Below are 19,376 nucleotides of genomic sequence, written 5' to 3' on the forward strand. Positions count from 1 at the left end.
ACGGGCATTTGACTATTTTCACCACGGTAACAGGAACGACATATGCAGTTTGACTGGAGTGCCATCTGGCCCGCCATCCCGCTTTTGATAGAAGGCGCCAAAATGACCCTGTGGATTTCAATCCTCGGTCTGGCCGGCGGTCTGATTATCGGGCTTGCAGCAGGTTTTGCGCGTACCTTCGGCGGTTGGATAGCCAACCACGTAGCGCTGGTCTTTATCGAAGTCATCCGCGGTACGCCAATCGTTGTACAGGTCATGTTTATCTACTTCGCCCTGCCAATGGCGTTTAACGATTTACGTATTGACCCCTTCAGTGCCGCTGTTGTCACCATCATGATTAACTCCGGTGCCTATATCGCAGAAATCACGCGCGGTGCGGTACTCTCAATCCATAAAGGATTCAGCGAGGCTGGCCTGGCGCTTGGGCTTTCACGCACGGAGACCATCCGCCACGTTATTTTACCTCTTGCGCTGCGTCGTATGCTGCCACCGCTGGGCAACCAGTGGATCATCAGCATCAAAGATACCTCGCTGTTTATCGTCATTGGCGTCGCGGAACTGACGCGTCAGGGTCAGGAAATCATTGCTGGTAACTTCCGCGCACTGGAAATCTGGAGCGCCGTTGCGGTGTTCTACCTGATCATTACGCTGGTGCTGAGCTTCATTCTGCGTCGTCTGGAAAGAAGGATGAAAATCCTGTGATTGAATTTAAAAACGTTTCTAAGCACTTTGGTCCAACCCAGGTGCTACACAACATCGATCTGAATATTAAACAAGGTGAAGTTGTGGTGATTATCGGGCCATCTGGCTCCGGTAAATCTACACTGCTGCGTTGCATTAACAAGCTGGAAGAAATTACCTCCGGTGACCTGATTGTTGATGGTCTGAAAGTCAACGATCCCAAGGTCGATGAACGGTTAATCCGCCAGGAAGCCGGGATGGTGTTTCAGCAGTTCTATCTGTTCCCCCATCTGACTGCGCTGGAAAACGTCATGTTTGGCCCGCTACGCGTACGCGGGGCGAAAAAAGAACAGGCTGAAAAACTGGCCAAAGAGCTGCTGGCAAAAGTCGGTCTGGCCGAGCGTGCCCACCACTACCCTTCTGAGCTTTCCGGCGGTCAGCAGCAGCGTGTTGCCATTGCCCGTGCGCTGGCGGTGAAACCGAAAATGATGCTGTTTGACGAGCCAACCTCAGCGCTGGACCCGGAACTGCGTCATGAGGTTCTGAAAGTCATGCAGGACCTGGCAGAAGAAGGAATGACCATGGTGATTGTGACTCACGAAATTGGCTTCGCCGAAAAAGTGGCCTCACGCCTGATTTTCATCGATAAAGGACGTATTGCCGAAGATGGTAATCCGCAAGCCCTGATTGAAAATCCACCCAGCCAGCGTTTGCAGGAATTTTTACAGCACGTTTCCTGATGCCTGATACCTCCCTTCAGCCGGAAGGGAGGTTTTTCACCAGAATCCTCTCATTTCAATCCTCTCCCGCCCTGACATCTATACTTATCCTTTTGAATTTATTTTCTCATGGGAGGAGTGATGCGCTGGTTCCTGTTCATCTTCTTTTGTCTTCTGAGCATGCCGACTCACGCGGTGACGATACCCGGCGTTCCCTCCTCAGACTCAACCAGTCCGCAAGCTGAGCCCACGACAGAACCCGATATTGAACAAAAAAAGGCGGCCTATGGCGCACTGGCGGATGTGCTGGAAAATGAGACCTCACGCCAGGAGCTGATCGGTCAATTGCGTAAAGTGGCGACCACGCCACCACCCGAACCGGTACCCACCATTGTCCCGCCAACGTTAACGGAAGAAAAAACGGTGCTGGAGAATGTCACGGATATCAGCCGTCATTATGGCGAGGCTCTCTCAAGCCGTTTTGCCCAGCTGTATCGCAACATCACTGACGCCCCCCATAAAACCTTTAATCTGCAAACGTTCACGAATGCCCTGACCCATTTCCTTATGCTGGCGGCATCTGTTTTTGGCTTTTACTGGCTGATACGGCTTTGTGCACTTCCGCTGTATCGCAAAATGGGGCAATGGGCGCGACGGAAAAACCGCGAGCGCAGTAATTGGGTACAGCTTCCCGCCATGATCATTGGCGCGTTCATTATCGATTTACTGCTGCTGGCGCTCACCTTGTTTGTCGGGCAGATATTGAGCGACCGAATGAATGCCGGTAGCCGCACGATTGCATTCCAGCAAAGCTTGTTTCTCAATGCCTTTGCACTGATTGAATTTTTTAAGGCCATTTTGCGCCTGATTTTTTGCCCGGCAGTGACAGAGCTGCGACCATTTAACATTCAGGATGCAGGCGCACGATACTGGAACCGGCGTCTGAGTTCATTAAGCAGTCTGATTGGTTACGGGCTTATTGTGGCGGTCCCCATTATTTCGAATCAGGTCAACGTACAGGTCGGCGCAATGGCTAACGTCATCATCATGCTGTGCATCACGCTGTGGGCGCTGTACCTGATTTTCAGAAACAAGAATGAGATAACCCAGCACTTACAGAATCTTGCTGAACGCTCTTTAGCCTTCTTTAGTCTGTTTATCCGTGCTTTTGCGCTGGTCTGGCATTGGCTGGCCAGCGCCTATTTCATTGTGTTGTTCTTCTTCTCACTATTTGATCCGGGCAATAGTCTGAAATTCATGATGGGCGCAACGTTACGCAGCCTGGTGATCATCGGGATCGCCGCCTTTGTATCCGGCATGCTATCCCGCTGGATTGCCAAAACCATTACCTTGTCGCCGCACACGCAGCGCAGCTATCCGGAATTACAGAAGCGACTAAATGGCTGGCTGTCAACGGCGTTAAGCGTGGCCAGGATCCTGACTGTGTGTGTCGCCGTTATGTTGCTACTCAACGCCTGGGGACTGTTCGACTTCTGGAACTGGCTGCATTACGGCGCGGGCGAAAAAACGGTCGATATTCTGATCCGCATCGCACTGATTCTCTTCTTCTCTGCTATCGGCTGGACGATCCTTGCCAGCCTGATTGAAAACCGCCTGGCTTCAGATATTCACGGTCGTCCGCTGCCCAGTGCGCGGACTCGTACGCTGTTGACGCTATTTCGCAACGCGCTGGCAGTGATCATCAGTACCATCACGATCATGATTGTGTTGTCAGAGATTGGCGTCAATATCGCCCCATTACTGGCCGGGGCCGGCGCGCTGGGGCTGGCGATCTCTTTCGGATCACAGACACTGGTGAAGGATATTATTACTGGGATATTTATCCAGTTTGAAAACGGCATGAATACCGGCGATCTGGTCACTATCGGCCCGTTAACCGGCACGGTCGAACGCATGTCGATCCGCTCTGTTGGCGTACGCCAGGACACAGGGGCATACCACATCATCCCGTGGTCCTCGATAACAACCTTCGCCAACTTCGTGCGTGGGATCGGATCGGTCGTCGCAAATTACGACGTCGACCGCCATGAAGATGCAGATAAAGCCAATCAGGCGCTGAAGGATGCAGTCGCTGCGGTGATGGAAAAGGATGATATTCGTGGGCTTATCATTGGCGAGCCGTCGTTTGCCGGGATTGTCGGTTTGACCAATACGGCATTCACCTTACGGGTCTCGTTTACCACCCTGCCGCTAAAGCAGTGGACGGTGCGTTTTGCGCTCGACAGCGAGGTGAAAAAACACTTCGATCTGGCCAACGTGCGCGCCCCGGTACAGACCTATCAGGTACTGCCTGCACCGATGTCAGGCCCACAATCAACGGCAGCAGAACCGCTGCCGCCGAGCGAGCCCACGATTTAGCGTTGACGCGCCATAAAACGACGACGCTGATCGTTATCCATAAAGGTCCAGGCTATAAAGCGACTCTGCTTTTGCCCCTGGGCCATCTCTTTTTTAACCACTTTCACCGCGCCAGCATCGGTTAACGCATGGTACAACGGAGGCAGATTCTCACCCCGCGATACCAGAGTGGTGAACCACATCACCTGACGACCAAAGGCCTGGCTTTCTGCGATCATTTTCTTGATGAACGCCACTTCACCCCCTTCGCACCACAGTTCCTGCTGCTGGCCGCCAAAGTTCAACGCATCATCTTTGTCTTGCCCGAGATTGCGGCGTTTGCGCTCGCTTCCGGCACGGGCAGAGGCAGCAGAATCATGGAATGGCGGATTACACAACGTGGCTTCGTACTGCTCATTCTTGTGAATAATGCCGTTGAAGATAGCCGAAGCATCTTTCTGACGACGCAGACGAATCGCCCGGGTTAAGCCGGGGTTGCCATTGATGATTGCCTGAGCGCTGCTAAACGCTTCGCTACTGGTTTCGCTGCCGGTAAAACGCCAGCCGTATTCATGCACGCCGATCAGTGGATAAATGCAGTTCGCCCCTACCCCAACATCCAGCACGCTGGCATTTGCAGGGATGGTTCCGGTGGTTTCACCCAACAGGTCGGCCAGATGGTGAATGTAGTCCGCACGACCCGGAACCGGCGGGCACAGGAAACCTTCCGGGATATCCCAGTTTGCCACCGCATAATAATGCGCCAACAGTGCTTTATTGAGCGCCTTCACTGCCTGCGGATTCGCAAAATCAACACTCTGCTCGCCGCCTGGCGTGAGGGTGAGAAATTGCGTCAGCTCGGGGGTAACCTGGCATAACGTCGCAAGATCATAACGGCCATTGTGGCGGTTGCGTGGATGTAATCCCGGTTTCTGGGGGGGCATAGCATTCTCCTTTTAACAGCGGCGTAAGATACCCGCATAACGCCACGGGGTAAACATACACAGCAGGGAAATTTCATTTTTTATGCGAATTACATCGTTCAAAAAACAGCCTGTTGTTGGTCGATTTTTTGCGGCAAATGCCCTGCAATGACGACCTAAACTTATCAGGCACGATCTGTTGTTTCTCAGAGGATATCATCATGAAGAAATGCCTCACATTCCTTGCCGCTACCGTACTTACCGGCATGACATTTGCGACTTTTGCTGCACAGCCCAATACCAGTCCTGCCACCGGTCCACTACAAGCCTCCGGTACGATTTCCGTGAGCGGAGCATCAAGCCTGGATGACCTCGAAGGTAAGCTGGCAGAAAAAGCGAAAGAGCAAGGCGCGAAAGGCTTTGTGGTTAATTCCGCTGGCGGTAAAAATCAAATGTACGGTACAGCAACTATCTATAAGTAACTCTCCCTCAGCTCAACTGCATTCACCCTGAATGCAGTTTGCTGTTCTCTCCTTCCTGAAAGCTTCCGCCCGAATTGTAACCACAATATTGGAATTTTGAATTCAATGTAAATAAATGTATTTATTTTTGAAGTAATGAATGCTAAAACGTCGCACTTATTGATAATGCTTATCAAAATTATTATCAATTACGCATTTCATTCAGGCGAGACCTGCAGGGTATAACGTCCACAGAGATGTCCCTTCGTTTGAGTGAAACCTACTACTCAAAAATAATAAGTCATTCATAACATGGATAAAAATCGCAATCTGCCGTCTTGTAGTTTTCATTCACTCACCTTCTTTGCCGGCCTGTGTATTGGCTTGTCTCCAGTAGCCCAGGCCGTCGCCGCAGGTTCACAAGAGACAAAGCAGGAAGATACGCTGGTCGTTGAAGCGGCCAAGCCCTCGCTGTATGCCCCAACGCACTCTGCCGACCCGAAGTTCTCTCGTCCGGTGGCTGACACCACTCGCACTATGACGGTGATTTCTGAGCAGGTTATTAAGGATCAGGGGGCAACCAATCTTACTGATGCGTTGAAAAACGTGCCCGGTGTTGGTGCATTTTTTGCGGGTGAAAATGGTAATTCCACCACCGGCGATGCGGTGTATATGCGAGGAGCTGACACCTCAAACAGCATTTATATCGACGGTATTCGTGATATTGGTAGCGTCACGCGTGACACCTTCAATACGGAACAGGTTGAAGTGATTAAAGGGCCTTCCGGCACCGACTATGGTCGCAGTGCCCCCACAGGCTCCATCAATATGATTAGCAAGCAGCCGCGCACCGATTCAGGTATTGACGCCTCAGCCAGCGTCGGTAGCGCCTGGTTCCGCCGGGGAACACTGGATATCAATCAGGTCATCGGTGACACCACCGCGGCACGCCTAAACCTGATGGGTGAGAAAACGCATGATGCCGGACGCGATAACATTAAAAACGAACGCTACGGCGTGGCTCCCTCTATTGCCTTTGGTTTAGGCACCGAAAACCGACTGTATCTGAACTATCTACACGTCACCCAGCACAACACACCGGACGGAGGAATTCCGACTATTGGTCTGCCTGGCTACTCAGCGCCGTCTGCTGGAACATCGGCCCTGAACCATTCAGGAAAAGTAGATACGCATAATTTCTATGGTACCGACTCCGATTACGACGACTCGACGACCGATACCGCGACAATGCGTTTCGAGCATGACCTGAGTGAGAGCACGACCCTTCGCAACACCACGCGCTGGTCGCGCATTAAACAGGATTATCTGATGACCGCGGTCATGGGCGGCGCATCAAACATCACGCAGCCAACCCGCAACGTCGATACCTGGAGCTGGTCACGGGTGGCGAATACCAAAGATGTCAGCAACAAAATCCTCACCAACCAGACCAACCTGACGTCAAAATTTTATACCGGTGCTGTCGGACATGACATCAGTACCGGCGTGGAGTTGACCCGTGAAACACAGACCAACTATGGCGTAGCGCCACTCACCCCGCCACCGGTCAATATTTACTCACCGAACAGCAACGTGAACATTGGCGGATTATCCCGTAATGGCGCTAACGCCAACGGACAGACCGATACTTTCGGTATTTATGCCTTCGATACGCTGCAAATTACGCGTGATATTGAACTGAACGGTGGTATTCGTCTGGATAATTACCGAACCGAGTATGACAGTGCAACCGCGTGCGGCGCTTCTGGTCGCGGTGCCGTCGCGTGCCCAACGGGCGCTGCCAAAGGTTCTCCGGTCACCACCGTCGACACCGCGAAATCCGGTAATCTGGTGAACTGGAAAGCAGGTGCGCTGTACCATTTGACCGAGAACGGCAACGTTTACATCAACTACGCGGTTTCTCAGCAACCGCCGGGCGGCAGTAATTTTGCCCTTGCTCAAAGTGGGACCGGTAACAGCGCCAACCGTACCGACTTTAAACCGCAAAAGGCAAAGACCAGCGAAATCGGGACGAAATGGGAGGTACTGGATAAACGCCTGCTGTTGACCGCCGCCGTTTTCCGCACGGATATCGAGAACGAAGTTGAACAGAACGATGACGGGACATACTCCCAGTATGGCGAAAAACGTGTTGAAGGCTACGAGCTCTCCGTGGCAGGAAATATTACCCCGGCATGGCAGGTGATTGGCGGTTATACCCAACAGCGCGCCACGGTGCATAGCGGTCAAGACGTCGCGCAGGATGGTTCGTCTTCCCTGCCGTATACGCCGGAACATGCCTTCACATTGTGGAGTCAGTATCAGGCTACTGATGATGTTTCCGTTGGTGCCGGTGCTCGTTACGTGGGCAGCATGCATCGCGGTTCGGACGGCGCCGTTGGGACGCCATCCTATACCGAAGGTTACTGGGTTGCGGATGCCAAGTTAGGCTATCGCGTAAACCGTAATCTCGATTTCCAGTTGAACGTCTACAACCTGTTTGACACCCAATACGTATCCTCCATTAACAAAAGTGGATACCGTTACCATCCGGGTGAGCCAAGAACCTTCCTGCTCACCGCGAATATGCATTTCTAATCCATCGCGTGGGGCGCAAGCCCCACTTTCAGGAGAAACTCTGATGATGTACCACATTCCCGGCGTCCTGTCGGCGCAGGATGTAGTCTGGTTTCGCGAACAACTGGAAACCATAGACTGGGTTGATGGCCGTGTCACAACGGGCGCTCAGGGAGCACAGGTTAAAAATAACCAGCAGGTTGACACGCGAAGCGAGCGCTATATGGCATTGCAACAAGCGGTGCAGAACGCCGTGAACAACAGCGCGTTGTTTTTCGCTGCCGCACTGCCGAAAACCCTCTCTACACCGCTGTTCAATCGTTATCAGAACAACGAAACCTACGGTTTTCACGTTGATGGCGCGGTGCGTAGTCACCCGGAAAACGGCTGGATGCGAACTGACCTTTCCGCGACCTTGTTTTTAAGCCATCCCGACAGCTATGACGGCGGGGAACTTCGGGTAAATGATACTTACGGACAACATACGGTGAAGCTTCCGGCTGGCGATCTGGTACTTTACCCCTCCAGCAGTCTGCACTGCGTCACGCCGGTTACCCGAGGAACCCGTGTGGCATCGTTTATGTGGGTCCAGTCGATGATCCGTGATGACAAAAAACGCGCCATGCTGTTTGAACTGGATAAGAACATTCAATCACTGAAAGCGCGCCATGGAGAAAGTGCAGAGATCCTGTCGTTGCTTAATCTTTACCATAACCTGCTGCGCGAGTGGTCCGAAATCTGATACGCCTGTAGGCGCTCGTTTTTCCTCCATCTCATTCGCTATAATTATTCTATAAACGAATTTTATAAAACGAATGACAGGAGGCACACATGGCATCTGGCTGGGCAAATGACGACGCCGTGAACGAACAGATCAACAATACGATTGAAGATGCTGTTGCCCGTGCCCGTGGCGAGTTACCCACGGGAGAAAGTCTGCATGAATGTGAAGAATGTGGCAATCCTATCCCGCAGGCGCGCCGTGAAGCGGTACCTGGCGTGCGTTTGTGCATCTCCTGCCAACAGGACAAAGATTCACATAACTCTGCATTTTCAGGATATAATCGCAGAGGTTCGAAAGACAGCCAGCTACGTTGACTCATCTTTACCAAAAGTTTCAGCGCATACGATTTCCTTTACGAGCACGCTTTTTCACTCACGGTGTAGCAAAATGTGCCGTTGTCACTTTCTCTGTAAAGCGCAATGACAAGAACTGTAAATCCCTCTTCTGAATTTATTAATATTCAATAAGTTATTTGTCATTCAATTTTTTTGATTGATGTCGTCAATTCTATTCGATTTTCTCTCACCGAAAAAAACGTGATACTTCTCACATCGACAGAACAACGTCTACTGAACAGAACATCGACTAACCGAATAAACCTGCGAGAGAAAAATCATGAAAAACATTAAATTTGCTGTTGCTGCTATCGCCCTGTCTACCCTGTCATTTGGTGTTTTCGCTGCTGAGCCGGTCACCTCCACTCAGGCACAAAGCATGAATAAAATGGGTGTGGTATCTGCTGATGGTGCCACCACGCTGGATGGCCTGGAAGCAAAACTGGCTGAAAAAGCAGCTGCTGCTGGTGCAAGTGGTTACAGCATCACCTCCGCTGTCGGCAACGACAAAATGAGCGGCACCGCGGTTATCTACAAATAACCAACAGAATTCCTGTACGACCCAATGCTCCAACCCTCATTGACCCTGTTTGTTACCCTTGTTTGCCCGTCCGCCACTGGACGGGCTTTTTTTTATCTAACGCTCAAGCCGTTGGCGAAACGCCTGCAATACCGCATCCGGCATACCGATTTGCCGTGCCGCCTCACATATCGCTTGCCAGCTTCCGGCATCAAGCGGGATACCCTGCGCCAGCCGCTCTTCACGGGTATTCACTTCCCACTCGCCCGGTAACAGGATGGGCGCATCCTCAGCATGCGGCGACGCTTTGACCCATTCAGCAAATGCCGAAACCTGATTGTCACAATCCGGGGCACCGAAGAGTGTTGGGTTAATGATGATCGTGGTCATGCAGTTAATAATGGCATCTGCACTGTTCTGCAAACTGGCTTCGTGGGTCGTTTTACCGCCAGAGAGCGCACCGCCCAGGATTTCACACATTGCCGCCAGCGCATAGCCTTTATGCTGAGCGAAGGTGAGCAGCGAGCCCAATGGTGATTCCTGCATAACAGCAGGATCGGTGGTAGGAGCCCCCAGGGCATCAATCAGACAGCCCGGCGCAACCGGCTCACCTTTGTGCCACGCCACGCGCGTTTTACCGAAAGCAATGGCGCTGGTCGCGTAGTCCAACAGCAACGGGAAATCATTTTTACGTGGAAACACAACGCAGAAAGGGTTGGTGCCAAAACGGCTATCACGACCATGGAACGGGGCAACCATCGGAATCCCCACCACATTCACAAAGTGTATAGAGACAAAGCCCGCCGCCGCACACTGCTCCGCCCAGTAGCCAATGCGTCCAATATGGTGAGAATTATGCAGTGCTACCGCAGCAATTCCGTACTGCTGTGCTTTCTCAATCCCCAGCGCGATAGCTTCATGCGCGGCTACCTGACCAAATGCGCAATCCCCATCCAGCGTAACCACTGCCCCCGCCTCTTTCACCACTTTCGCATGACGATTGATCTGCAAATGCCCCTGCGTGAATGAGCGAATGTAGCTTGGGATCATCCCAATACCGTGTGAATCATGGCCGGCGAGGTTTGAGGCAATCAGATGATCGGCCACCAACTGCGCTTCCTGCTCGTCACTCCCCATCTGGCGGAAAACGGCCTGAATAAACGCATGCAGCGTTGGCGCGTGAAAGCGATGTCCACTGTTCATTGTAATCTCCTGTTGTGTTGCGTGTTTGTTGTGTTTCTTATTTTTCAACAAACTATGCTGCGCTACGGTAGCCAGGAGGTCAATAAACGTGCAGAAATTTCACGTTGCAAAGGGTACAGGACAGGAACGACTAACGGGCCAGATGTCAGGCCCGTCGGGATGACGAAAGGGTCAGAAGCTTTGATCGACGCGAGCAAGTCCTTCTGCCAGTGTGGCGGATTCCCCGGTGGCCACCAGACAGCAAGCCATCTGAATTTTCAATGAGGCCGGTATCGGCTCGCTTCCGGCCAGACAGCGTTCTATCCAGCGGGCGGTCGTTTCCGGATCTTTTGCTACCGGCAGTGGGACTGGCTCGTCAGGCATCTCACTCTGGCGGTCCTGTAGCACACGCACTCCCGTCGGGTCTATCAGGCTAATCTGCGGGCAACGTTGCGGGTTGGCATACACTTCGCCTTCCGTGCCATGCATCAGCAGACCACGGCCGCCGATGTCGCCGAAAAATTTTGCCACTCGCGAGACATATTCGGGATGAGAAACACTGGCAAGACGCAGCGCGGCATCTTCTGCAAACGGTGTGGCCAGCTTCGCCAGCGTATGTGCACTGTTGCGAACGCCCATTCTCCAGCGCATCGCCAGTTGCGTCTCCAGCGGCGGACACAGCGCGCGCACCGGAATAAACACCGGTTCATGGCCATCCAGTTTTGCCTGTGCCTGGCCGGCATGCAGCGTGGGCATGATCCCCATCAGTTCAAAAATGGTTTCTGTCAGCACGCGGGTTGGATCTTCGCTGACGCCGTGTACCAGCACCGGGAATCCCAGTTTATGCAGTAAAATAGCCAGCAGCGGCGTCAGATTGGCTTGCTTTCGCGCGCCATTGTAACTGGGAATCACAATAGGCATGGGTTTGGCAACAGGCGGCGTCAGGCGAATGGTATGGTTTTGCATCGCTTCATAAAAGCCCAGCATCTCCGCTTCTCCCTCGCCTTTAATACGCAGCGCAATCAGCACGCCGCCCATCTCAAGGTCAGGGACATCGCCATTCAACATATGGGTATACAGTCCGCGAGCAGTATCCTGGTCCAGGTCACGCGCGTGATTTTTACCTCGCCCAATCTCTTTGATGATTTTGCGGTAATCCATCGATAACTCCTTTCCTGTTGCTCGCATCGTTAACGCCGACGGCGGCGCGTGGGTTTCGCTTTTTCTTTTGGTTTTACTATAACGTCTGGCACAGCAGGTTGCTCTATCGGAAAAATGGGTAACGCATTCAGTAAACGCTTGCCATAGTTTTTGGTCAACAACCGCTTATCGTAGATCACGACTTCACCCCAGCAGCCATGGCTACGAATGAGTCGCCCAACTTGCTGGATCAAATTGAACGACGCTGCCGGTAAGCTTTGCACCTCAAAAGGGTAGCGGTTCAGGCTTTTCAGCCACTCGCCCTCAGTGAGCACTACCGGGCTGTCGATGGGCGGAAACGCGATTTTGTGGATATGTACCTGGGTCAGCAATTCGCCTTTCAAATCCAGACCTTCGGCAAAAGATTGCAGTCCGACCAGTACGCTGCGTTCGCCGTTTTCTACCCGCTTTCGGTGTAACTCCACCAGACGATAGCGCGGCTGGTCACCCTGTACCAGCAGCAGCAAGCGCAGATCGGTAACATGCTCAAGAAAACGCTGCATCGCCCGCCCGCTGGCAAAAAGCACCAGCATGCCCTGATGCTTTTTACTTTCCAGTTGCTCGCGGAAATAGGCCGCCATTTCCGCAATATGCTGCTCTTCGTTCTCCATCAACGGTTCGTAACGCATCTTTGGAATGACGATTTTGCCTTGCTCGACATGGTTAAACGGTGAATCCAGCGCGACAAAGCGGTCTCCCGCTTTTTCTTTCAGACCGCTCATCTCCTGCAGACGCGAGAAGCTATTGAGAGAACGGAGCGTGGCAGAGGTCACAATAATATGCGGTACGCTACGCCACAGCAGTCGTTCGAGCTGATCGCTCACGCGGATCCCGACACAATGGAACCAGACATGGATCTGCCCATCGCGCACCTCGCGCGTCGCCCATTTACTCACCGGCGCGCCTGACGACTGCGCCAGCGACGCCAGACGCCACAATTTGCTTTGCGCCTCAAACATGCCCAATGCCCGGTTCATCTGCAAAATAACCCGATGCAGACGCACGATATCGTGGGTACCGGTTTTTTCACTGAGATCGTTGAGGAACAGTTCTGCCAGGCCACGCAGCATTTCCGTCAGTTTCGCCAGTCGCTGGCAGATTTCCATCACTTCACCAGGCAGTTCTCCCATTGCAAAGCGGTGTTCCGCTTCCTGCGTGGCGGGCATATAGAGATTGAGGATGTTATTAAGTGAAGCGATCAGTTCATATAGCTCTTCACAGTGACCATTCAACCGCTCGGCGTTCGCCAGCGGCGGCGTGGTTTTCGGGCGGAACTGCTCCATGCAGGTCGCCACTAATTTGCAGAACAGGTCCAGTTGAAGTCGATACCAGGGGGCGCTGATTTCCGCACTCATCTCCAGCGCATCGCGGGCGACATCCGGCAAATGATGGCCTTCATCAAGAACTAACAGCAGGTTTTTCGGCTCTGGCAGTACGGCTTCGCTTTCCATTGCCGCCATCACCAACGCGTGGTTCGCCACCACGACTTCGGCTTCCTGAATCTCGCGGCGGGCGACAAAAAAAGGACATTCACGATAGTAGTGGCAGTTACGGTTCAGACAGCTCGCTTTATCGGTGCTCAAACGCTGCCAGAGTCCGTCGTCAATAGCGATATCAGTGTGATCGCGCAACCCGTCCCATTTATAGCTGTCGAGATCGCCTTTCAGCCTGGCGCAGCGCTTTTGTTCTTCCTGATTATTGGGTGTCAGATCATCGTCGAGAAAAGCCAGCAGATCCTGTTGATTGGGTTCGGTACTCGCCAGTGCGGCTAAATTGCGCGGGCAGACATAACGACCACGACCAAAAGCAGCGGTAAAACGCAGATCGGGGATGATTTTCCGCAGCAACGGCAGGTCTTTGCTGTAGATCTGATCCTGCAGCGCTACGTTAGCGGTACTGACCACCAACGTTTTCTGTTCTTCACGCGCAATGGCGATACCGGGGATCAGGTAAGATAACGTTTTCCCTACACCGGTCGGAGCTTCAATCGCCAGATGCCGTCCCTCTTCCCCTGCCAACGTTTTCGCGACATCGGCAATCATCTGTCGCTGCGGTGCACGGGGAATAAAGTCGGGGATCTGTTCCTGAAGCGCCTTGTACCAGGCGGCTATTTGCGCTTTTAGCGCCGCGGTTAATGCCATGAGAAAACCTGAAATACTGTATAAACAGCCACCATTGTGGCACATTTCAGACGCTCAATGTACCTTTTTCCCCCATTCTGGAAAGCGGCTCGCAGCACTGGCCTAAACTGCCGGATGGCGGCTTACACACCTTATCCGGTCTACATCCGGGTTCGCGCCTTATTCGGCCTACAGTGAGGGACATTGCAGGCCGAATAAGGGTGTCGGTTAATAGTACCCCAACAACTTCCACCACAGCATGCCCACGGCAAAAATGATAATCACATTCGCCGTCACCACGCAGAGGTTGATTTTGTAAAAGCGTGGTCGTTCAAAATACCCTTGGGCAAAATAGATGGGGCCTGGCCCACCACCGTACTCCGTATTGCCCCACATCAGGTTACTGAAGATGCCAAAACAGATAGCGACCATCATCGGCGGCGCGCCTGCTGCGATCGCCGTTGCCGCAAAAGGGGCATACAGTGCAGCAACATGCCCGGTCGCCGTGGCAAAGAGATAATGAACGTAAATATAAAGAATCCCCAGCATGATAAAGGATTCTATCGCGCCAAACCCCTGAATACCGCTGCCCAGTTTTATCGTCATCCATTTAATAAAGCCCAGATCGGCAAGTCCGGTCGCGAGGCTAATAATGACGCTAAACCAAATCACCGTATCCCAGGCCGCGTGATCATTGAGCAGGCTTTTCCAACTGACTGCGCCAGAGGCGAACAGATACGCGGCCAGCCCCAGCCCGACAGAGGTCGCTGATAATCCCGTGATCAAGCTGGTGCCCCAACCAACCAACGCCAGCACAAAACCAAAGGCGACCTTTTTCTCGTTGCTGCTCATCGCACCGAGTTCACCCAGCGCCTGCTTGCCCATCGCTTTTGCTTCTGGCGTACGCTTAAGCTCAGGGTCCAGCAATTTATAGACCAGAAGCGGCATCAGGCAGAAACAGACCATCGCCGGAACCACCGCGGAAATAAACCATCCCCCCCAGGTTATCTCAACGCCTAACGAGGATTTTGCCAGACTGGCCACCAGCGGATTCGCCGCCATCCCGGTGAGGAATATCGCTCCGGTTATCGGTGTAAACTGAAAGCACACCATGGTTAAGAAATCACCGATGCGCTTGCCGGTTACTCCAGGCGCCGAGCCCAGTACGTCATTGATTGAACGGGTGATGGGAAAAATAATCCCCCCGGAGCGGGCAGTAACCGACGGCATTGCCGGGGCCATAATCAGATCGGACACCCCCAGCGAGTAAGCGATACCCAGGCTGCTGCCGCCAAAAAGCGACAGCATTTTGTACGCGATACGTTTCCCAAGCCCTGAGGTAACAAACCCCAGAGAAAGGACATAGGCGCAGAAGATAAGCCATACCGTGCCAGAAGCAAACCCGGAAAGCGCTTTTGCCTCTGGCAAGGTTTTGGTAAAAATGACCACGCAAAGCGCAATCAACATTACCGCCCCCGAAGGGAGCGGTTGGGTAAGAATAGCGGCAATGGTCGCGGCAAAAATGGCAAACATATGCCAGGCCTGAGGCGTCAGACCATCAGGTACGGGATAAAACCAAATGATCCCCCCAATGACCAGCGGTATCAGGAACGACAGAATGGATTTTCCCGCGACAGAATTCGTTGACATAAAAATATCCTTATTCCGTTAACCCGAGAACCATCATATCTGCGACAGATATTTGGCCAGCACCTGATCGACCATTGCAGGAGCCATTCCCAGGTAATTCGCCGGGTCGGTCAGTTCTTCAATCAACTGCGGATCCAGTCGTTCACAGACGGATGGCATCGCATTCAGCACATCCGCCAGTCGCCCCCCGTGTTCATTGACGATACGGCAGGCGTCATACACGACATCATGCGCATCCTGACGACCGATATACGGTGCCAGTCCCATCATGACCGCTTCAGCCACAATCAGTCCGTTGGTCATGCCGAGGTTACGTTTCATCGCCGCTTCATCAACCACCAGCCCCGCTAGCATAAAGTTGGCCTGATGCAATGCCCCGGCGCTGAGGACGAAACTTTCCGGGATAGCAATCCATTCCGCATGCCACGGCCCGGTCGCCCGCTCCAGATCCTGCACCATCGCATCCAGCATCAGTCCCGCTTGCTGACGTACGCCTTTCGCACAGGCCAGCATCAACTCGCTGGAAATAGGGTTACGTTTCTGCGGCATAGTACTGCTGGCTCCGCGGCCTTTGACAAACGGTTCATACAGCTCACCAAACTCGTTTGATGCCATCAGCATCACGTCATACGCAATTTTGCCCAGCGAACCGGTCATCACCGCCAGCAGGTTTACGGCTTCGGCAAAACCATCACGCGCAACGTGCCAGGTGGAGGTCGGTACATTGAGTCCCAACTCTTCCATCATGGCTTTTTGTACTGCCAGCCCTTTATCCCCCAGCGATGCCAGCGTACCGGCCGCACCCGCAAACTCGCCAACCAGTACACGCGGGCGCGCCTGGGCAAGACGTTCAGCGTGACGTTCGAACATATCCAGCCAAATAGCCGCTTTATAACCAAAGGTCACCGGTAACGCTTGCTGCAAATGGGTTCTTCCCGCCATTGGCGTGTCACGGTAACGGCGCGCGAGGTCAGCGAGCGTCGCACGAAGTTTGTCCATATCGGTTTCAATTAACGCAAACGCATCACGAATTTGCAGAACGACCGCGGTGTCCATGATGTCCTGCGTGGTTGCGCCCCAGTGCACATAGCCACCAGATTCCCCGGCTTGTTTCGAAATTTGGTGTACCAACGGCAGGATGGGATAACCCACAATCTCGGTTTCATGGCGCAGCAAATCGAAATCAAGCGTATCGGCATTACATTTCTCGGCGATTTCCTGCGCCGCAGCCTCAGGTATCACACCGCAGCGTGCCTGGGCTTTGGCTAAGGCCACTTCCACTTCCACGTATTTGCGTACCAGCTCGCGATCGTCAAACACCGCGCGCATCGCCGGTGTGCCGAAAGAATCCCTGAACAGAACAGAATCAAGTACATTCGAAGCCATAAATCCCCCTGGAAAATCTGATAATGATAAGATGCGTGTTTCGGGTCGTTTGTTGGATAAACAAAGACCGCTACATTGTCCAGACATAATCAAATGTCCGTACATTTGAATGTACGGACATTTATAGTATTCATGAGAAATGTATGGAATAGTCCGTACATATTTTTGTGATGAAGATCATTAATTTTTTGATGAAACCGCGATGAAAGAATCTCTGTACAAGCGAATAGCACGTGAACTGGCACAGCAAATTTCGGTGGGTACCTTTGCTCCCGGCTCGCTGTTTCCCACGGAAATGGAGCTGTGTGAAACGTGGCAGGTCAGCCGCCACACCATAAGAGAGGCGTTGAGGGAATTAACAGAACAGGGGCTGATTTCACGGCGTAAAGGTGCAGGAACTCGCGTGTGCGAACCACAGGCAAACGGTGTTAATCACCCGCTATCGCATCTGGAAGATCTGTTACTGCTGGCAAAAAACAACCTGCGCGTGATTAAGAAAATCGACGAGATTGTGGCGGATATTGAGCTTTCCCAGATGATTGGTTGTCCGCCAGGTTCCCGCTGGCTGCACATTGCCAGTACGCGTGAAGATGCGCAGAACCCGGATGCGCCAATCTGCTGGACCGACAGTTACGCCAGTACGGATTACGCCAAGCTGCGCACGTACATCCGCGACGATCCGCACTCGTTAATTAGCGATCTGATCGAAACGCATTACGGCATTAAAAGCCATGAAGTTCACCAGACGATCACGGCCGTCGGCGTGCCCAGGAAAATAGCAAAAATCCTTAACGTCGCACCTGATTCTCCGGCGATGAGAATTGTGCGTCGCTATCTGGACAGGGAAGGAAAGGTATTTGAAACGACGATTTCGATTCATCCGGCAGGACGCTATACCTGCTCAATCGTACTGAAATCGCAAAGTTCTGGGGAATGATGCATTGCGTATCCGACCTACGCGACAGGCAGGCCGGATAACACGTTTACGCTGCCTTCCGGTAACGTAACTTACTGTGCAGATGAAGGTTTGCGCGGACGGCGCGGCGGACGAGGCTTATCGCCCGCCGGTTTGCCTTCGCTGCTACGCGGTTTCGCTTTTGGCGCACCGCCATCCTGACGACGCGGCTGCTGCCCACGACCCGCACCACCCTGACCACGACCACCGCCGCCACGCTGCTGACGTCCGTTCTGGATCGGCTCAGCTTTGATTGACGGGTCTGGCTCATAGCCCGGGATCGCAATACGCGGGATCTCTTTTTTCAGCAGCTTCTCGATATCACGCAGCAACTTGTGTTCATCAACGCACACCAGCGACAACGCTTCACCGGTTGCCGCCGCACGGCCGGTACGGCCAATACGGTGCACGTAATCTTCCGGTACGTTTGGCAACTCGTAGTTCACAACATGCGGCAGCTCTTCGATATCCAGCCCGCGTGCCGCAATGTCGGTCGCCACCAGCACGCGAATATCCCCGGATTTAAAATCAGCCAACGCACGCGTACGCGCCCCCTGAGATTTATTGCCGTGGATCGCCGCACTGCGAATACCGTCTTTGTTCAACTGTTCTGCCAGATGGTTCGCGCCGTGTTTAGTACGGGTAAATACCAGCACCTGCTGCCAGTTACCCTGACCAATCATCTGCGACAGCAGTTCACGTTTACGTTTTTTATCAACGAAATGCACATGCTGAGTCACCTGCTCTGACGCGGTATTACGACGCGCCACTTCAATTTCCAGCGGGTTGTGCAGCAGTTTTTCGGCCAGCGATTTAATGTCGTCAGAGAACGTAGCCGAGAACAGCAGGTTCTGACGTTTTGCCGGCAGTTTAGCCAGTACGCGACGAATATCATGGATAAAGCCCATATCCAGCATGCGGTCAGCTTCATCCAGTACCAGGATCTCAACCTGATCCAGCTTCACCGCATTTTGGTGTTCCAGATCGAGCAAACGTCCCGGCGTTGCAATCAGTACATCCACACCACCGCGCAGCTTCATCATCTGCGGGTTGATGCTGACGCCGCCGAAGACCACCAGCGAGCGAATATTCAGATACTTACTGTAATCACGCACGTTTTCGCCAATCTGAGCCGCCAGTTCGCGGGTTGGCGTAAGGATCAGCGCACGTACCGGACGACGGCTTTTGCCATGCGGCTGATGGGTAATGAGATGTTGTAACAGCGGCAGGGTAAAACCTGCCGTTTTACCCGTGCCGGTCTGGGCGCTGGCCATCAGATCGCGGCCTTCCAGCACGGCAGGGATCGCCTGCTGCTGAATAGGGGTAGGTTCACGGTAACCCTGCTCGGCAACGGCACGTAAAATATCAGGGTTTAAACCAAGGGAATCAAAAGACATAACAACTCCGAACCACCCTGACCGTTACCGGTGTCGTTTTCAGGGAGATACATATAATAGAGATGACAAAAACCACAATGTCATGAAGGGGCGGAGTGTAGCAGTTTTTGTGATATACCGCATAAATT

General features: G+C 52.9%; 16 protein-coding genes. 9 read left to right on the top strand and 7 right to left on the bottom strand.

Annotated features, from left to right (window positions below; genetic code table 11):
• The first annotated feature begins 42 nt into the window (after nt 1-42).
• From glnP to ybiO, 3 genes are all read left to right on the top strand, one after another.
• Nucleotides 43-702, top strand: coding sequence for a glutamine ABC transporter permease GlnP (gene glnP / locus NNO03_RS13045; RefSeq protein ID WP_005123684.1), 660 nt, complete (start codon nt 43-45; stop codon nt 700-702).
• Complete coding sequence (glnQ, locus tag NNO03_RS13050) at nt 699-1,421, top strand: glutamine ABC transporter ATP-binding protein GlnQ (RefSeq protein WP_271441272.1); 723 nt, start codon at nt 699-701, stop codon at nt 1,419-1,421. The genes glnP and glnQ overlap by 4 nt, the downstream gene beginning before the upstream one ends.
• A gap of 120 nt (nt 1,422-1,541) precedes the next feature.
• A complete protein-coding gene (ybiO, locus tag NNO03_RS13055) occupies nt 1,542-3,779 on the top strand; it encodes a mechanosensitive channel protein (protein ID WP_271449712.1) in 2,238 nt (745 codons plus the stop codon).
• Here the strand turns inward: ybiO and rlmF are convergent.
• Nucleotides 3,776-4,702, bottom strand: coding sequence for a 23S rRNA (adenine(1618)-N(6))-methyltransferase RlmF (gene rlmF / locus NNO03_RS13060; protein WP_115602333.1), 927 nt, complete (start codon nt 4,700-4,702; stop codon nt 3,776-3,778). The genes ybiO and rlmF overlap by 4 nt on opposite strands.
• A gap of 200 nt (nt 4,703-4,902) precedes the next feature.
• Between rlmF and mcbA the strand changes: the two genes are divergently transcribed.
• From mcbA to ybiJ, 5 genes are all read left to right on the top strand, one after another.
• Nucleotides 4,903-5,163 carry a DUF1471 family periplasmic protein McbA gene (gene mcbA / locus NNO03_RS13065; protein WP_137384321.1) on the top strand — a complete coding sequence of 87 codons (261 nt, stop codon included), beginning with the start codon at nt 4,903-4,905 and terminating at the stop codon, nt 5,161-5,163.
• A 291-nt stretch (nt 5,164-5,454) separates the two neighbouring features.
• Complete coding sequence (locus tag NNO03_RS13070) at nt 5,455-7,740, top strand: catecholate siderophore receptor Fiu (protein ID WP_271449713.1); 2,286 nt, start codon at nt 5,455-5,457, stop codon at nt 7,738-7,740.
• Nucleotides 7,741-7,783: 43 nt separating this feature from the next.
• Nucleotides 7,784-8,461, top strand: a complete 678-nt coding sequence (gene ybiX / locus NNO03_RS13075; protein ID WP_271449714.1) for a PKHD-type hydroxylase YbiX — start codon at nt 7,784-7,786, stop codon at nt 8,459-8,461.
• 89 nt (nt 8,462-8,550) lie between these two features.
• On the top strand, nt 8,551-8,817 hold the full coding sequence (locus NNO03_RS13080) for a DksA/TraR family C4-type zinc finger protein (RefSeq protein WP_048212198.1): 267 nt from the start codon (nt 8,551-8,553) through the stop codon (nt 8,815-8,817).
• A 301-nt stretch (nt 8,818-9,118) separates the two neighbouring features.
• Nucleotides 9,119-9,379, top strand: coding sequence for a DUF1471 family protein YbiJ (ybiJ, locus tag NNO03_RS13085; RefSeq protein ID WP_048212199.1), 261 nt, complete (start codon nt 9,119-9,121; stop codon nt 9,377-9,379).
• Nucleotides 9,380-9,475: 96 nt separating this feature from the next.
• On the opposite strand, the gene NNO03_RS13090 is transcribed toward ybiJ, so the two are convergent.
• From NNO03_RS13090 to NNO03_RS13110, 5 genes are all read right to left on the bottom strand, one after another.
• Nucleotides 9,476-10,561 (bottom strand): malate/lactate/ureidoglycolate dehydrogenase, encoded by a 1,086-nt coding sequence (locus NNO03_RS13090; RefSeq protein WP_271449715.1) that lies wholly within the window; start codon nt 10,559-10,561, stop codon nt 9,476-9,478.
• A gap of 171 nt (nt 10,562-10,732) precedes the next feature.
• Nucleotides 10,733-11,701, bottom strand: a complete 969-nt coding sequence (gene ybiB, locus NNO03_RS13095; RefSeq protein ID WP_271449716.1) for a DNA-binding protein YbiB — start codon at nt 11,699-11,701, stop codon at nt 10,733-10,735.
• 29 nt (nt 11,702-11,730) lie between these two features.
• Nucleotides 11,731-13,881 (bottom strand): ATP-dependent DNA helicase DinG, encoded by a 2,151-nt coding sequence (gene dinG / locus NNO03_RS13100; protein ID WP_271449717.1) that lies wholly within the window; start codon nt 13,879-13,881, stop codon nt 11,731-11,733.
• A 207-nt stretch (nt 13,882-14,088) separates the two neighbouring features.
• The gene (locus tag NNO03_RS13105; protein WP_271449718.1) at nt 14,089-15,510 is read right to left on the bottom strand and encodes a DASS family sodium-coupled anion symporter; all 1,422 of its coding nucleotides are present in this window, start codon (nt 15,508-15,510) and stop codon (nt 14,089-14,091) included.
• Nucleotides 15,511-15,543: 33 nt separating this feature from the next.
• The gene (locus NNO03_RS13110) at nt 15,544-16,896 is read right to left on the bottom strand and encodes an adenylosuccinate lyase family protein (RefSeq protein ID WP_271449719.1); all 1,353 of its coding nucleotides are present in this window, start codon (nt 16,894-16,896) and stop codon (nt 15,544-15,546) included.
• Nucleotides 16,897-17,098: 202 nt separating this feature from the next.
• On the opposite strand from NNO03_RS13110, the gene NNO03_RS13115 reads away from it, so the two are divergent.
• Nucleotides 17,099-17,833 carry a GntR family transcriptional regulator gene (locus NNO03_RS13115; protein ID WP_271441263.1) on the top strand — a complete coding sequence of 245 codons (735 nt, stop codon included), beginning with the start codon at nt 17,099-17,101 and terminating at the stop codon, nt 17,831-17,833.
• A gap of 71 nt (nt 17,834-17,904) precedes the next feature.
• Here the strand turns inward: NNO03_RS13115 and rhlE are convergent, their stop codons facing one another.
• A complete protein-coding gene (rhlE, locus tag NNO03_RS13120; RefSeq protein WP_202039076.1) occupies nt 17,905-19,248 on the bottom strand; it encodes an ATP-dependent RNA helicase RhlE in 1,344 nt (447 codons plus the stop codon).
• Nucleotides 19,249-19,376: the final 128 nt, after the last annotated feature.

Source organism: Citrobacter sp. Igbk 16 (assembly GCF_028069755.1).
Classification (GTDB): Bacteria; Pseudomonadota; Gammaproteobacteria; order Enterobacterales; family Enterobacteriaceae; genus Citrobacter.

Bases quoted from the DNA above. Each gene is read 5' to 3' on its own strand.
- glnP (WP_005123684.1), top strand. From the start codon at position 43: ATGCAGTTTGACTGGAGTGCCATCTGGCCCGCCATCCCGCTTTTGATA.
- ybiO (WP_271449712.1), top strand. From the start codon at position 1,542: ATGCGCTGGTTCCTGTTCATCTTCTTTTGTCTTCTGAGCATGCCGACT.
- rlmF (WP_115602333.1), bottom strand. From the start codon at position 4,702: ATGCCCCCCCAGAAACCGGGATTACATCCACGCAACCGCCACAATGGC.
- mcbA (WP_137384321.1), top strand. From the start codon at position 4,903: ATGAAGAAATGCCTCACATTCCTTGCCGCTACCGTACTTACCGGCATG.
- NNO03_RS13070 (WP_271449713.1), top strand. From the start codon at position 5,455: ATGGATAAAAATCGCAATCTGCCGTCTTGTAGTTTTCATTCACTCACC.
- ybiX (WP_271449714.1), top strand. From the start codon at position 7,784: ATGATGTACCACATTCCCGGCGTCCTGTCGGCGCAGGATGTAGTCTGG.
- NNO03_RS13080 (WP_048212198.1), top strand. From the start codon at position 8,551: ATGGCATCTGGCTGGGCAAATGACGACGCCGTGAACGAACAGATCAAC.
- ybiJ (WP_048212199.1), top strand. From the start codon at position 9,119: ATGAAAAACATTAAATTTGCTGTTGCTGCTATCGCCCTGTCTACCCTG.
- NNO03_RS13090 (WP_271449715.1), bottom strand. From the start codon at position 10,561: ATGAACAGTGGACATCGCTTTCACGCGCCAACGCTGCATGCGTTTATT.
- ybiB (WP_271449716.1), bottom strand. From the start codon at position 11,701: ATGGATTACCGCAAAATCATCAAAGAGATTGGGCGAGGTAAAAATCAC.
- dinG (WP_271449717.1), bottom strand. From the start codon at position 13,881: ATGGCATTAACCGCGGCGCTAAAAGCGCAAATAGCCGCCTGGTACAAG.
- NNO03_RS13105 (WP_271449718.1), bottom strand. From the start codon at position 15,510: ATGTCAACGAATTCTGTCGCGGGAAAATCCATTCTGTCGTTCCTGATA.
- NNO03_RS13110 (WP_271449719.1), bottom strand. From the start codon at position 16,896: ATGGCTTCGAATGTACTTGATTCTGTTCTGTTCAGGGATTCTTTCGGC.
- NNO03_RS13115 (WP_271441263.1), top strand. From the start codon at position 17,099: ATGAAAGAATCTCTGTACAAGCGAATAGCACGTGAACTGGCACAGCAA.
- rhlE (WP_202039076.1), bottom strand. From the start codon at position 19,248: ATGTCTTTTGATTCCCTTGGTTTAAACCCTGATATTTTACGTGCCGTT.